This window comes from Pseudomonas sp. FBCC-B545, from assembly GCF_059134095.1.
On record NZ_CP101441.1, the window covers coordinates 5875741 to 5889899 of the forward strand.

General features: G+C 60.5%; 14 protein-coding genes. 9 read left to right on the forward strand and 5 right to left on the reverse strand.

Annotation, left to right across the window (positions count from 1 at the left end):
• Positions 1-199 precede the first annotated feature (199 nt).
• From glnA to ntrC, 4 genes are all read left to right on the forward strand, one after another.
• Positions 200-1606, forward strand: coding sequence for a glutamate--ammonia ligase (gene glnA, locus NMB39_RS26990; protein ID WP_034117297.1), 1407 nt, complete (start codon positions 200-202; stop codon positions 1604-1606).
• 145 nt (positions 1607-1751) lie between these two features.
• Positions 1752-2288, forward strand: coding sequence for a chorismate mutase (locus NMB39_RS26995; RefSeq protein ID WP_464005950.1), 537 nt, complete (start codon positions 1752-1754; stop codon positions 2286-2288).
• Between the two features lie 385 nt (positions 2289-2673).
• A complete protein-coding gene (glnL, locus tag NMB39_RS27000) occupies positions 2674-3759 on the forward strand; it encodes a nitrogen regulation protein NR(II) (RefSeq protein ID WP_494339843.1) in 1086 nt (361 codons plus the stop codon).
• Positions 3756-5192 (forward strand): nitrogen regulation protein NR(I), encoded by a 1437-nt coding sequence (gene ntrC / locus NMB39_RS27005; protein WP_003187806.1) that lies wholly within the window; start codon positions 3756-3758, stop codon positions 5190-5192. Before glnL ends, ntrC begins: the two co-directional genes overlap by 4 nt.
• Before the next feature lie 450 nt (positions 5193-5642).
• Here ntrC and NMB39_RS27010 read toward each other — a convergent pair whose 3' ends face one another.
• Positions 5643-6083, reverse strand: a complete 441-nt coding sequence (locus NMB39_RS27010) for a hypothetical protein (RefSeq protein ID WP_494339842.1) — start codon at positions 6081-6083, stop codon at positions 5643-5645.
• Between NMB39_RS27010 and NMB39_RS27015 the strand changes: the two genes are divergently transcribed.
• Entirely contained in the window at positions 6082-6537 is a 456-nt protein-coding gene (locus NMB39_RS27015; RefSeq protein WP_046070509.1) for a tRNA (cytidine(34)-2'-O)-methyltransferase, read from the forward strand. The two genes, NMB39_RS27010 and NMB39_RS27015, sit on opposite strands and share 2 nt — an antisense overlap.
• 126 nt (positions 6538-6663) lie before the next feature.
• On the opposite strand, the gene secB is transcribed toward NMB39_RS27015, so the two are convergent.
• Genes secB through NMB39_RS27030 form a run of 3 tightly spaced genes read right to left on the reverse strand, consistent with a single transcriptional unit; the run spans position 6664 to position 7855 of the window.
• Positions 6664-7143 carry a protein-export chaperone SecB gene (secB, locus tag NMB39_RS27020; protein ID WP_043047290.1) on the reverse strand — a complete coding sequence of 160 codons (480 nt, stop codon included), beginning with the start codon at positions 7141-7143 and terminating at the stop codon, positions 6664-6666.
• Positions 7144-7185: 42 nt separating this feature from the next.
• Positions 7186-7440 (reverse strand): glutaredoxin 3, encoded by a 255-nt coding sequence (grxC, locus tag NMB39_RS27025; RefSeq protein ID WP_057025459.1) that lies wholly within the window; start codon positions 7438-7440, stop codon positions 7186-7188.
• A 1-nt stretch (position 7441) separates the two neighbouring features.
• Positions 7442-7855, reverse strand: a complete 414-nt coding sequence (locus tag NMB39_RS27030) for a rhodanese-like domain-containing protein (RefSeq protein WP_057025458.1) — start codon at positions 7853-7855, stop codon at positions 7442-7444.
• A 151-nt stretch (positions 7856-8006) separates the two neighbouring features.
• On the opposite strand from NMB39_RS27030, the gene gpmI reads away from it, so the two are divergent.
• The 4 genes from gpmI (at position 8007) to NMB39_RS27050 (ending at position 13209) form a co-directional block, all read left to right on the forward strand.
• Positions 8007-9533: a 2,3-bisphosphoglycerate-independent phosphoglycerate mutase gene (gpmI, locus tag NMB39_RS27035; protein WP_057025457.1), complete on the forward strand. Its 1527-nt coding sequence runs from the start codon at positions 8007-8009 to the stop codon at positions 9531-9533.
• Between the two features lie 257 nt (positions 9534-9790).
• Positions 9791-11086, forward strand: a complete 1296-nt coding sequence (locus tag NMB39_RS27040; protein ID WP_046070507.1) for a murein hydrolase activator EnvC family protein — start codon at positions 9791-9793, stop codon at positions 11084-11086.
• Positions 11087-11116: 30 nt separating this feature from the next.
• Positions 11117-12433, forward strand: a complete 1317-nt coding sequence (locus tag NMB39_RS27045; RefSeq protein ID WP_494339841.1) for a S41 family peptidase — start codon at positions 11117-11119, stop codon at positions 12431-12433.
• Positions 12434-12435: 2 nt separating this feature from the next.
• Positions 12436-13209: a divergent polysaccharide deacetylase family protein gene (locus NMB39_RS27050; protein ID WP_494339840.1), complete on the forward strand. Its 774-nt coding sequence runs from the start codon at positions 12436-12438 to the stop codon at positions 13207-13209.
• Between the two features lie 179 nt (positions 13210-13388).
• On the opposite strand, the gene NMB39_RS27055 is transcribed toward NMB39_RS27050, so the two are convergent.
• Positions 13389-14144 carry a substrate-binding periplasmic protein gene (locus NMB39_RS27055; protein ID WP_046070504.1) on the reverse strand — a complete coding sequence of 252 codons (756 nt, stop codon included), beginning with the start codon at positions 14142-14144 and terminating at the stop codon, positions 13389-13391.
• Positions 14145-14159: the final 15 nt, after the last annotated feature.

A 14159-nucleotide genomic window follows, 5' to 3' on the forward strand; every position in this document is an offset into this window, starting at 1 on the left:
TTGCAGTGCGCTATTTATTGCGTTTTGACGGATTGCACCTTTATAGGGGCCATTTTGAGGCAAAACGGCCATGTTGGCGCACTGGCATGCAATTTGCTCTCTTGTGAGGCAGGTTGCCATGGCGGAGTATCCGCGCCGGCATCACCCACATTCTAAGGGCTAACTCCACTACCCAGCCCGAAGCCACCCGGAGGACACCATGTCGAAGTCGGTTCAACTCATCAAAGATCATGACGTTAAATGGATTGATCTGCGCTTCACGGACACCAAAGGCACTCAGCACCACGTGACCATGCCGGCTCGCGACGCGCTGGATGACGCTTTCTTCGAAGAAGGCAAAATGTTCGACGGCTCCTCCATTGCTGGCTGGAAAGGCATCGAAGCTTCCGACATGATCCTGATGCCGGACGACAGCACTGCCGTGCTCGACCCGTTCACCGAAGACCCAACCCTGATCATCGTCTGCGACGTGATCGAGCCTTCGACCATGCAAGGCTACGACCGCGACCCACGTGCGATCGCCAAGCGTGCCGAGGAATACCTGAAGTCCACCGGTATCGGTGACACCGTATTCGTTGGTCCTGAGCCAGAGTTCTTCATCTTTGACTCGGTCAAGTTCAAGTCCGATATCTCCGGTTCCATGTTCAAGATCTTCTCCGAACAGGGTTCGTGGATGTCCGACCAAGACATCGAAGGCGGCAACAAGGGCCACCGTCCGGGCATCAAAGGTGGCTACTTCCCAGTTCCGCCGTTCGACCACGACCACGAAATCCGTACCTCCATGTGCAACGCCATGGAAGAAATGGGCCTGGTCATCGAAGTTCACCACCACGAAGTGGCCACTGCCGGCCAAAACGAAATCGGTGTGAAGTTCAACACCCTGGTCGCCAAGGCTGACGAAGTACAAACCCTGAAGTACTGCGTACATAACGTGGCCGATGCCTACGGCCGTACCGCGACCTTCATGCCTAAGCCACTGTACGGCGATAACGGTTCGGGTATGCACGTTCACCTGTCCATCGCCAAAGAAGGCAAGAACACCTTCGCTGGCGAAGGTTATGCCGGCCTGTCCGACACCGCCCTGTACTTCATCGGCGGCATCATCAAGCACGGTAAGGCCCTGAACGGCTTCACCAACCCGTCGACCAACTCCTACAAGCGTCTGGTGCCAGGTTTCGAAGCGCCGGTAATGCTGGCCTACTCGGCCCGCAACCGTTCCGCCTCGATCCGTATTCCTTACGTGTCCAGCCCTCGCGCTCGCCGTATCGAAGCGCGTTTCCCGGACCCAGCGGCCAACCCATACCTGGCCTTCGCTGCCCTGGTCATGGCCGGCCTGGACGGCATCCAGAACAAGATCCACCCAGGCGATGCCGCCGACAAGAACTTGTACGACCTGCCGCCTGAAGAGGCCAAAGAGATCCCACAAGTGTGCGGCAGCCTGAAAGAAGCCCTGGAAGAGCTGGACAAGGGCCGTGCGTTCCTGACCAAGGGCGGCGTATTCAGCGACGACTTCATCGATGCCTACATCGAGCTGAAAAGCGAAGAAGAAATCAAGGTTCGCACCTTCGTACACCCACTGGAATACGAGCTGTACTACAGCTGCTGATCCGGTAGCGCTGCTTAACGTGGCGTGATGAAAAAGACCTCCTCCGGGAGGTCTTTTTTTTGCCTGGGAGTTATGCAGCTTCAAATCTGCAAACCCAATCAAAAAGGTGGGAGGGGGCTTGCTCCCTCCCACAAGGAGATCTGCGTTGAAACATAAATTCGTGTTCGCCCTGCTGTTCGTCAGCGCCGGTGTTTACGCCGCCCCACCTACCTTGGAGCCACTGCTCAACAGCATCGCCGAACGCCTGGAGATTGCCGACCAGGTGGCCTTGAGCAAATGGGACAGCCACAAGCCCGTCGAAGACCAAAAACGCGAGCAGGAAGTGATCGCCAGCGTCGTCGCCCAAGCCCCGAGCTACAAGCTTGACCCCGCCGCCGCCGAGCAGTTTTTCTCGGCACAGATCGAAGCGAACAAACTGGTGCAATACACCCACCTGTCCGACTGGCAGTTCCAGGGCAAGGCGCCTGACGATCCGCGCCCGGACCTGGTCAAGCAGATTCGCCCGCAGCTGGATGAACTGCAAAAGCGCCTGTTGCAGCAGTTGGCCGACTTCAGCCCACAACGCACCGACCCGCAGTGCCCGCAGTGGCTGGCCGAAGCGGTGCATGCACCGTTAAATGATCCGATGCGGCAACTGGCGATGATTCGTGCCACCGCCGAACTCTGCATCTACAAAGGTTAATCCCTGCAAACCCGGTAAAAATGTGGGAGGGGGCTTGCTCCCGATAGCGGTGTGTCAGTCGACATTGGTTTGACTGACCCACCGTTATCGGGAGCAAGCCCCCTCCCACATTTGGGCTGTATGCATTCAGGGCCATCTCTGGCAGCTTCCTGAACAACCTTCACAAAACCGCACTATATTGGTGCGATAGGTTGCACCCTCACTCCAGCCACAGCCCATTTTGGTTCGAATCTTCCCGTTCAAGCTGGCAGAACGCGACAGTTTCGCGCCACAAACGCCTATTTCAGGGCTTTAACGCTTCTTTTCGGAGCCTTGGTTTGGTTTTTGCATTTTCCTCGTATCAGCGTGTGCCTCAAGCCCGCGCCTTGCTCCAAAAGAGGTCCCGATGACCATCAGCGATGCACTGCACCGTTTGTTACTCGACAACCTGACCACCGCGACCATCCTGCTCAATGCCGACCTGCGCCTTGAGTACATGAACCCGGCGGCCGAGATGCTTCTGGCCATCAGCGGCCAGCGCAGCCATGGGCAGTTCATCAGCGAGTTGTTCACCGAGTCGGCCGAGGCCTTGAGCTCGTTGCGCCAGGCGGTGGAGCAGGCGCACCCGTTCACCAAGCGCGAAGCAATGCTCACTGCTCTCACCGGCCAGACCCTGACCGTCGATTACGCCGTGACCCCGATCCTGAGCAACGGCGCCACCCTGCTGTTGCTCGAAGTGCATCCTCGCGACCGATTGCTGCGCATCACCAAGGAAGAGGCGCAACTGTCCAAGCAGGAAACCAGCAAGATGCTGGTACGCGGCCTGGCCCATGAGATCAAGAACCCCCTGGGCGGCATTCGCGGCGCCGCGCAGTTGCTGGCCCGCGAGCTGCCGGAGGAGCATCTCAAGGACTACACCAACGTCATCATCGAAGAGGCCGACCGCCTGCGCAACCTGGTGGACCGCATGCTCGGCTCCAACAAGCTGCCGTCCCTGGCGTTGACCAACGTGCACGAGGTGCTGGAGCGCGTCTGCCAGTTGGTCGAGGCCGAGAGCCAGGGCTGCATCACCCTGGTACGCGACTACGACCCAAGCATTCCCGACGTATTGATCGACCGCGAGCAGATGATCCAGGCGGTGCTCAATATCGTGCGCAACGCCATGCAGGCCATCAGCAGCCAGAACGAGCTGCGCCTGGGCCGCATCAGCCTGCGCACCCGCGCCCTGCGCCAGTTCACCATCGGCCATGTGCGCCATCGCCTGGTAACCAAGGTCGAGATCATCGACAACGGCCCGGGCATCCCGACCGAATTGCAGGAAACCATCTTCTTTCCCATGGTCAGCGGCCGCCCGGACGGTACCGGGCTGGGCCTGGCCATTACCCAGAACATCATCAGCCAGCACCAGGGCCTGATCGAATGTGAAAGCCATCCTGGCCACACCACGTTCTCGATCTTCCTGCCATTGGAACAAGGAGCCCCCACGACATGAGCCGTAGTGAAACTGTCTGGATCGTCGATGACGACCGTTCTATCCGCTGGGTCCTGGAGAAAGCCTTGCAACAGGAAGGCATGACCACCCAGAGCTTCGACAGCGCCGACGGCGTGATGAGCCGCCTGGCGCGCCAGCAGCCGGACGTGATCATCTCCGACATCCGCATGCCCGGCGCCAGTGGCCTGGACTTGCTCGCACGCATCCGCGAGCAGCACCCGCGCCTGCCAGTGATCATCATGACTGCGCACTCGGACCTGGACAGCGCTGTCGCGTCCTACCAGGGCGGCGCCTTTGAGTACCTGCCCAAGCCGTTTGACGTGGATGAGGCCGTAGCGCTGGTCAAGCGTGCCAACCAGCACGCCCAGGAACAACAGAACCAGGAGGCCCCGCCCACCCTGACCCGCACCCCGGAAATCATCGGTGAAGCGCCGGCGATGCAGGAGGTTTTTCGCGCCATCGGGCGCTTGAGCCACTCCAACATCACCGTGCTGATCAACGGCGAGTCAGGTACCGGCAAAGAGCTGGTGGCTCATGCTCTGCACCGCCACAGCCCACGGGCGGCCTCGCCGTTTATCGCGCTGAACATGGCGGCGATCCCGAAGGACTTGATGGAGTCAGAGCTGTTCGGTCATGAGAAAGGTGCATTCACCGGCGCCGCCAACCTGCGGCGCGGGCGTTTTGAACAGGCCGACGGCGGTACGCTATTCCTCGATGAAATCGGTGATATGCCGGCCGATACCCAAACGCGCTTGCTGCGGGTATTGGCAGACGGTGAGTTCTACCGCGTCGGCGGGCATACGCCGGTCAAGGTCGATGTGCGCATCATTGCGGCCACCCACCAGAACCTGGAAACTTTGGTACACGCGGGCAAATTCCGTGAGGACTTGTTCCATCGCCTCAATGTGATCCGCATCCATATCCCACGCATGTCGGACCGCCGCGAAGACATTCCCACCCTCGCCCGCCATTTCCTCAGCCGCGCCGCCCTGGAGCTGGCCGTAGAGCCGAAGCTGCTCAAAAGCGAGACCGAGGAATACCTCAAGAACCTGCCGTGGCCCGGCAATGTGCGCCAGCTGGAAAACACCTGCCGCTGGATCACCGTGATGGCGTCCGGGCGCGAAGTGCATATCAGCGACCTGCCGCCTGAGCTGCTCAGCCTGCCGCAGGATTCGGCCCCGGTGACCAACTGGGAACAGGCCTTGCGCCAATGGGCCGACCAGGCCCTGGCCCGCGGCCAGTCGAACCTGCTGGACAGCGCCGTTCCGGCGTTCGAGCGGATCATGATCGAGACTGCCCTCAAGCACACCGCCGGTCGCCGTCGCGATGCGGCAGTGTTGCTCGGTTGGGGACGCAATACCCTGACGCGCAAGATCAAGGAGCTGGGGATGAAGGTGGATGGCGGGGATGACGACGAGGGTGATGAGGCCTGATCACACCTCCCAGATCCACTGGAAAGTCTAATGTGGGAGGGGGCTTGCTCCCGATGGCGGTGGGTCAGCTACAGAGTTGCTGACTGATACACCGCTATCGGGAGCAAGCCCCCTCCCACATTTGGATCTCTACAAGGCCGCAGGATTGTGCACCGCTTCGATGCACCATGAACCGGCATCGGGCAGACCTTTCAAAGATGAAACAACCGAACAGCCCGGAAAATATTGAGCTGCAAAAACACCAAAGCCCCGTAATCCGGTGCTTTGGGCTTTCTGAAGACATTATTTGGCACAAATCGACGACTCTGGCACGCCCCCTGCAATAACCCTGGTACGACCCAGTTTCGGGGACCTTGGTACAGGCAGGCCGAGAATCCCCTCTTTTATACGGAGCCCTTGGGCTTCACGCTTTTGGGAGCCCTGGTACAGGCAGGCCGGGAACTCCCTCTTTTATTGCTCTTGGAGATGGACCTCCAGCCGCCAGCGGTCATCGACCTGCTCGCCTTTCCATTCCCCTCGCAATGGCCGCGCCGCCACCAGGTTCAGCAGCAAACCGCCATCGGTTTTGCGCAGGCGCCAGTTCACATCCTTGTCATTGACCTTAAGTTGCCCGCCGGCAGGCTTGCCCAGTGCGTCGAACAGCAGCGCCACGGTGCCATCAATATGTTCGCCATGCAGCTTGGGCTCGCTGTTGAACCACACCACGATGCCGTCCGTCGCCGTCTCTATTTGCTGCAGCTCAACCGGGTCTGGGGTGGTCAGGCGACCAATCATCAGGCCAATCATCAAGCCGACAATCGCCAACGAACCCAAGACCCTCGGCAATAGCTTCGGCCTGGGGTCGTCTTCAGGGGTAGAATGCAGCGCATCTTTGCCTTCGGAGCCGTGCATGTTTCACGTCATCCTTTTTCAACCAGAAATTCCGCCGAATACCGGCAACGTTATCAGGCTGTGCGCCAACAGTGGCTGCCACCTGCATTTGATCGAGCCGCTGGGCTTTGACATGGACGACAAGCGCCTACGCCGCGCCGGGTTGGACTATCACGAGTACGCCACCCTCCAGCGCCATGCCGACCTGGCCAGCTGCCTGGAAAGCCTGGGCCATCCACGGCTGTTTGCGTTCACCACCAAGGGCTCACGGCCGTTTCATGATGCCAGCTTTGCCGAAGGCGACGCCTTCCTGTTCGGCCCGGAAAGCCGTGGCCTGCCGGCCGACGTGCTCGACGCCCTGCCCGACGGCCACCGCCTGCGCTTGCCGATGCGCGAGGGCTGCCGCAGCCTGAACCTGTCCAACACCGTGGCCGTCGCCGTCTACGAAGGCTGGCGTCAGCTCGGTTTCAAGTAACACACAAAACAAATGTGGGAGGGGGCTTGCCCCCGATGGCGGAGTGTCAGTCGACATCTAAGTGACTGTTCCACCGCTATCGGGAGCAAGCCCCCTCCCACATTGGGTGCTGCGTCGGGTTCGAGATTACTGAACCGTCGGCGCGCCTTCCTGTTGCATGCGCTGCAGCTCTTGGGCGTACAAAGCATCGAAGTTCACCGGAGCCAGCATCAGCGCCGGGAACGAGCCACGGGTGACCAGGCTGTCCAGGGTTTCGCGGGCATACGGGAACAGGATATTCGGGCAGAACGCACCCAGGGTGTGGCTCATGGACGCTTCGTCCAGGCCCTGGATCAGGAAGATACCGGCCTGTTGCACTTCAGCGATGAAGGCTACTTCTTCGCCGTTCTTGACGGTAACCGACAGGGTCAGCACGACTTCGTGGAAGTCGCCTTCCAAGGCTTTCTGACGGGTGTTCAGGTCCAGCGCAACGCTTGGGGTCCATTCCTGACGGAAGATGGCCGGGCTTTTCGGCGCTTCGAACGACAGGTCACGCACGTAGATGCGCTGCAGCGAAAACTGTGGGCCTTGGGTTTCTGCTGCTTCGGTGTTCTGTTGGTCAGTCATCGCAGATCCTTCTCTATCTTGGGGTCTTTAAGGGGTTAGAAGTCAGACGAGCAGCAGCGCGTCGAGTTTACCGGCGCGCTCCAGGGCGAACAGGTCATCGCAGCCACCGATATGCCTGGCGCCGATCCAGATCTGCGGGACCGACGTGCGGCCGGCCTTCTGGGCCATTTCAGCGCGCACCTGGGGCTTGCCATCGACCTTGATCTCTTCGAAGGCCACCTTCTTGCTTTGGAGCAACTGCTTGGCTCGAATGCAATAAGGGCAATAATCGCTGGAATACACGACAACCTGGCTCATATCACTTCACCAGCGGCAGGTTATCGCCACGCCAGCTGCTGATACCACCCGACAGCTTGGCGGCGGTAAAGCCGGACTTGAGCATCTCGCGGGCGTGGGTGCCGGAGTGCTGGCCTTGGGCGTCGACCAGGATGATGGTCTTGGCCTTGTATTTTTCCAGCTCGGCCAAGCGTGCGATCAGCTTGTCCTGCGGGATGTTAAGGGCACCGACGATATGACCGGCGGCAAAATCCTTGGCCGGGCGAATATCGACGACAACGGCCTCATCCTTGTTGACCAGCGCGGTCAGCTCCGACGTGCTCAGGCTGCGACCACCGCGGCTCAGTTCATGAGCGATCAGCAGCGCCAGCAGGATGACGAAGGCACCCACGAGCAGGTAGTGGGCAGTGGCAAATGCAATCAGGTGATCAACCATCAAGGAGGTTCCAGGGCGTTAAAATGGCGGTAAGTATACACAGGCGCCAGGGGCGGCCAACCCCCGTAAAGCGGTGACGTGGTTGGAACTTCGCTTTAAACTGCCACTCCCTTTTCAATTGTCTTCCTTTATTACCGCCGCGAGAGGATCTATGACTACTACGCCTAAACCTTTGGTCCTGATAATTCTCGATGGCTTCGGACACAGTGAAAGCCACCACGACAACGCCGTGTACTCGGCCAACAAGCCGGTACTGGATCGCCTGGCCGCCACCGTACCCAACGGTTTGATCTCAGGTTCCGGCATGGACGTGGGCCTGCCGGACGGCCAGATGGGCAACTCGGAAGTCGGCCACATGAACCTCGGCGCCGGACGAGTGGTATACCAGGACTTCACCCGTGTCACCAAAGCGATCCGCGATGGCGAGTTCTTCGAGAACCCGACCATCTGCGCTGCGGTCGATAAAGCCGTCGCCGCCGGCAAGGCCGTGCACTTCATGGGCCTGCTCTCCGACGGCGGCGTACACAGCCATCAGGACCACTTGGTGGCCATGGCTGAACTGGCCTTCAAGCGCGGGGCTGACAAGATCTACCTGCACGCCTTCCTCGACGGTCGCGACACCCCGCCGAAAAGCGCGCAATCGTCCATCGAACTGCTAGACACCACCTTCGCCGCCCTCGGCAAGGGCCGTATCGCCAGCCTGGTTGGCCGTTACTTCGCCATGGATCGCGACAACCGCTGGGACCGCGTGTCCCAGGCCTATAACCTGATCGTCGACGGCCAGGCCGAATTCCATGCCGCCACCGCCCAGGAAGGCCTGGAAGCCGCCTACGCCCGCGGCGAAAGCGACGAGTTCGTCAAGGCCACTACCATCGGCGAGCCGGTAAAGGTCGAAGATGGCGACGCCGTGGTGTTCATGAACTTCCGCGCCGACCGTGCCCGCGAGTTGAGCCATGTGTTTGTCGATGAGGGTTTCAAGGACTTCGAGCGCGCACGCCAGCCGAAAGTCGAGTTCGTCATGCTTACCCAATACGCCGCCAACATCCCGGCCCCATCGGCTTTCGCCCCGGGCAGCCTGGAAAACGTGCTGGGCGACTACCTGGCCAAGAACGGCAAGACCCAGCTGCGCATCGCCGAAACCGAGAAATACGCCCACGTGACCTTTTTCTTCTCCGGCGGCCGTGAAGAACCGTTCCCGGGCGAAGAGCGCATCCTGATCCCGTCACCAAAAGTCGCCACCTACGACCTGCAGCCGGAAATGAGCGCGCCGGAAGTCACCGACAAGATCGTCGATGCCATCGACAACCAGCGTTACGACGTGATCGTGGTCAACTACGCCAACGGCGACATGGTCGGCCATAGTGGCAACCTGGAAGCGGCGGTCAAGGCCGTTGAATGCCTGGACCTGTGCGTTGGCCGCATTGTCGACGCCCTGGAAAAAGTCGGCGGCGAAGCGTTGATCACCGCCGACCATGGCAACTGCGAGCAGATGTCCGACGAGTCCACCGGCCAGGCGCATACCGCCCATACGACCGAGCCGGTGCCGTTCATCTACGTTGGCAAACGCAACTTCAAGGTGCGTGATGGCGGCGTGCTGGCGGATGTGGCGCCGACCATGCTGATGCTGATGGGGCTGGAGAAGCCGAAGGAGATGACCGGGACCTCAATCCTGGTCTGATTTCGACATCACCACAAAACAGTGTGGGAGGGGGCTTGCTCCCGATAGCGGTGTATCAGTCAGCTTATAAGTAGCTGACCCACCGCAATCGGGAGCAAGCCCCCTCCCACATTAGCTTTGCAGCGTTTGGTAGATATCTTTTTGCCATACCACTGCCACTCGGCACCTATCTTGCCCGCAAGCCCCAATTGGGCGTTTTTTTTGCAGCGCTTGGCGGGCATACTAGGCCGTCCCTTTCCCTGGTGTCGCCCGCCTCTATGCTTCGCGCCTTGATAACCCTCGCTCTTGTCTGCCTGCTCCAACCGGCCTTTGCCGATGAGCGCGCACAAACCCAACAACAACTGGACGCTACGCGTCAGGACATTGCCGAGCTGAAAAAGCTGCTGGGCAAGCTCCAGGAAGAAAAATCCGGCGTGCAGAAAGACCTGCGCGGCACGGAAACCGAAATGGGCAAGCTCGAGAAGCAGGTCCAGGAGTTGCAAAAAGAATTAAAGAAGAGCGAGTCGGAACTGGAGCGACTCGACGCTGAGAAAAAAAAACTCCAGAGCGCACGCGTTGAACAGCAACGCCTGATCGCGATCCAGGCCCGTGCCGCGTACCAGAGCGGCCGCCAGGAATACCTCAAGCTGCTGCTCAACCAGCAGAACCCGGAAAAATTCGCCCGCACCCTCACGTATTACGATTACCTGAGCCAGGCGCGCCTGGCGCAATTGAAGGGTTTTAACGAAACCCTGCGCCAGTTGGCCAATGTCGAACAGGAAATTGCCGACCAGCAGTCACAACTGCTCGACCAGAAAAGCGCCCTGGATACCCAGCGCGACCAGTTGGACAAGGTACGCAAGGAACGCCAGCAAGCGCTGGCCAAGCTCAACAACGACGTGAAAGCCCGCGACGCCAAGCTCCAGGCCCGCGAGCAGGACCAGGCCGACCTGGCCAAAGTGCTCAAGACCATCGAAGAAACCCTGGCCCGCCAGGCCCGCGAGGCCGAAGAGGCGCGGCAAAAAGCGCTGATCGCCCAGCAGGAAGCGGAAAAAAAGCGCCAGCGTGAGGCCGAACTGGCCGCCAGCAGCGACGCGCCAGCACCGCGCAAACCGGCACGCGCAGCCCCTGGCCCGCTGGTGTCCAGCAGCGGCGAGTCCTTCGGCGGCCCTTTTGCATCAGCCCGGGGCAAACTTCCATGGCCAGTTGATGGTCGACTACTGGCACGCTTCGGTGAAACCCGTGGCGATGACACCCGCGCCAAGTGGGATGGGGTGATGATCAGCGCCTCGGCCGGCAGCCAAGTCCATGCCGTCCACGGTGGGCGCGTGGTGTTTGCCGATTGGCTGCGGGGCGCCGGCTTGCTGGTGATTCTCGACCACGGCAATGGCTATTTGAGCCTTTACGGCCACAATCAGACATTACTCAAGTCGGCAGGTGATGTTGTAAAAGCCGGTGAATCCATCTCCACTGTCGGTACCAGTGGCGGCCAGGACACCCCGGCGCTGTACTTCGCTATTCGTCAGCAGGGTCGCCCGAGCGATCCTGCACAATGGTGCAGATCCCAAGGATAGGGTCGCATCTACATTAGGAGTTCGTTCGACATGCTGCATTTGTCCCGCCTCACTTCGTTGGCACTGACGATCGCCCTGGTGATCGGCGCGCCTCTGGCTTTTGCCGACCAGGCCGCACCGGCTGCGCCCGCCGCCATGGCCGCGACTACCAAGGCACCGTTGCCGCTGGACGAGTTGCGCACCTTTGCCGAGGTCATGGACCGGATCAAGGCAGCTTATGTCGAACCCGTAGACGACAAGACCCTGCTGGAAAATGCCATCAAGGGCATGCTCAGCAACCTCGACCCGCACTCTGCCTACCTGGGCCCGGAAGATTTTGCCGAACTGCAGGAAAGCACCAGCGGTGAGTTCGGCGGCCTGGGCATCGAAGTGGGCTCCGAGGACGGCCAGATCAAAGTGGTCTCGCCCATCGACGACACTCCGGCGTCCAAGGCCGGCATCCAGGCCGGCGACCTGATCGTGAAGATCAACGGCCAGCCGACCCGCGGCCAGAGCATGACCGAGGCCGTCGACAAGATGCGCGGCAAGCTCGGCCAGAAAATCACCCTGACCCTGGTACGCGACGGCGGCAACCCGTTTGACGTGACCCTGGCCCGTGCGACCATCACGGTCAAGAGCGTCAAGAGCCAATTGCTGGAGTCTGGCTACGGCTATATCCGCATCACCCAGTTCCAGGTCAAGACCGGCGATGAAGTGGCCAAGGCCCTGGCCAAGCTGCGCAAGGACAACGGCAAGAAACTCAACGGCATCGTGCTCGACCTGCGTAACAACCCAGGCGGCGTGTTGCAATCGGCGGTGGAAGTGGTCGACCACTTCATTACCAAGGGCCTGATTGTCTACACCAAGGGTCGTATCGCCAACTCCGAACTGCGCTTCTCGGCCACCGGCAACGACCTGAGCGAGAACGTGCCGCTGGCGGTACTGATCAACGGCGGCAGCGCATCGGCCTCGGAAATCGTCGCCGGCGCCTTGCAGGATCAGAAGCGCGGCGTCCTGATGGGCACCACCACCTTCGGCAAGGGCTCGGTGCAAACCGTGTTGCCGCTGAACAACGAGCGGGCGCTGAAGATCACCACGGCGCTGTACTACACGCCGAACGGCCGCTCGATCCAGGCCCAGGGCATCGTGCCGGACATCGAAGTGCGCAAGGCCAAGATCACCAACGAGATCGACAGCGAGTACTACAAAGAGGCCGACCTGCAAGGTCACCTGGGCAATGGCAACGGCGGCGCCGACCAGCCGACCGGCAGCAGCGCCAAAGCCAAGCCGATGCCGCAGGACGATGACTATCAGTTGGCCCAGGCGCTGAGCCTGCTCAAGGGCCTGAGCATCACCCGCAGCCGTTGATCATGCGTTTTTTCCTGATCATCGCTGTGCTGTGCAGCCTGGCCGGGGTCGCTCAAGCGACCTCGGCCAGCGAGCCACACAAAGCCTACCTGACCCTCATCATCGACGACCTCGGGCAAAACCTGACCCGGGATCGTCGTGTGCTGGCCCTGCCTGGGCCGGTAACCACCGCGATCATGCCCGACACGCCCCACGCCGCCGAATTCGCCCGCGAGGCCCACAAGGCCGGCAAGATCGTGATCCTGCACATGCCCATGGACCCGGCCACCGGGCCCTTCGCCTGGCACCCAGAACTGCCGGTGGAAGAACTCGGCAAGCGCCTGGACGCCGCGTTCCAGGCCGTGCCCTATACAGCCGGCATCAACAACCATATGGGCAGCCGCATGACCGCGCAGCCGCAGGCGATGGCATGGTTGATGGCCGAGCTGCAGCGACGTCACAAGTTCTTCGTAGACAGCCGTACCAGCGCGCAAACCGTCGCCGCCGCCGAGGCGCAGAAGATTGGCCTGGCGCATGTTTCGCGGGATGTGTTCCTCGATGACGAACGCACCGAGGCGGCGATTACCACCCAACTGCAAACCGCAATCAAGCTGGCGCATAAGCAGGGGTCGGCGGTGATGATCGGGCACCCTTACCCACAGACCCTGGCGGTGCTGGAGCGCGAACTGCCCAAGCTCAAGGCCCAGGGCGTGGAGTGGATCGATATCAAGTTGATGATCAGTGTGCGCAGTAATCGGGCTATGGCCGGGCACGGCAAAGACGGCATTTACCGCTAAATGAAGGTTGCGAAGATCCAATGTGGGAGGGGCGGTGCGACGATTCGACTTGCTCCCGATGCGGTGGGCCAGCCCCGAATGTATTGACTGACACTCCGCCATCGGGAGCAAGCCCCCTCCCACATTTTTGACCGCGTTTATTCTGCTGATTCCCCTGCGCTGCAAGGGAACTGCCAGCTTTAGAGGTAACGCGCCATGATTTCCTCTACACGACCGCTCTTGCGTAACTCATCCAGCGCCGCCTGGAGCTTGGCGACCACCTCATCAGGCACGTTCTTGTTCAACGCAAGATAGAGCTGCGCGCTATTGAACCGCAACACGGTCTTGAGCCCTGTCACGCCAACCTGACGCGCCAGGTAACGGCCAGCGGGATCGCCGGTGGCCCACAGGTCGATCTGGCCGTCCATGAGTTTTTGCGCATTGTCCTGGTCGCGCAGGGCGACAATCGGATTGAGCCCCTGTTTTCCCAATGTTTCGGCAATCGCATCGCCCTTGTAAGCGCCTATTTTGTAGCGGCGGGCATGCTCAAGGTCGTTGAGCTGGATCTTGCTGTCGGCCTTGGCCAGTAACACCCAATCATCCGGGCCGATGGGGCCGACCCATTTGAACAAGGCTTCACGGTCCGGCAGCCGCGCCATGACAAATACACCGTAGCCGGGCTTTTCCAGGGCGAGCTTGTAGATTCGCTCCCAAGGAAAACGCAGGGTGAGGTTGTAGGAAATGCCGGCGCGCTTGAAGGTCTCGCGCACGATGTCCACGGCGATGCCTTCGATGTTCTCGTCCTTGGCGAAGTTCTTGCCGTTTTTCGCCATGTTGTAGGGCGGGAAATTTTCCGTCAGCAGCACCAGGGAAGTGTCAGACGATTCATCGGCGTGTGCCGTAGCCACCATGAGCATGGAGGAACTGGCGAGGGCGAGCAGCAGGTGTTTGAACATGAAGGCTACCGGGAT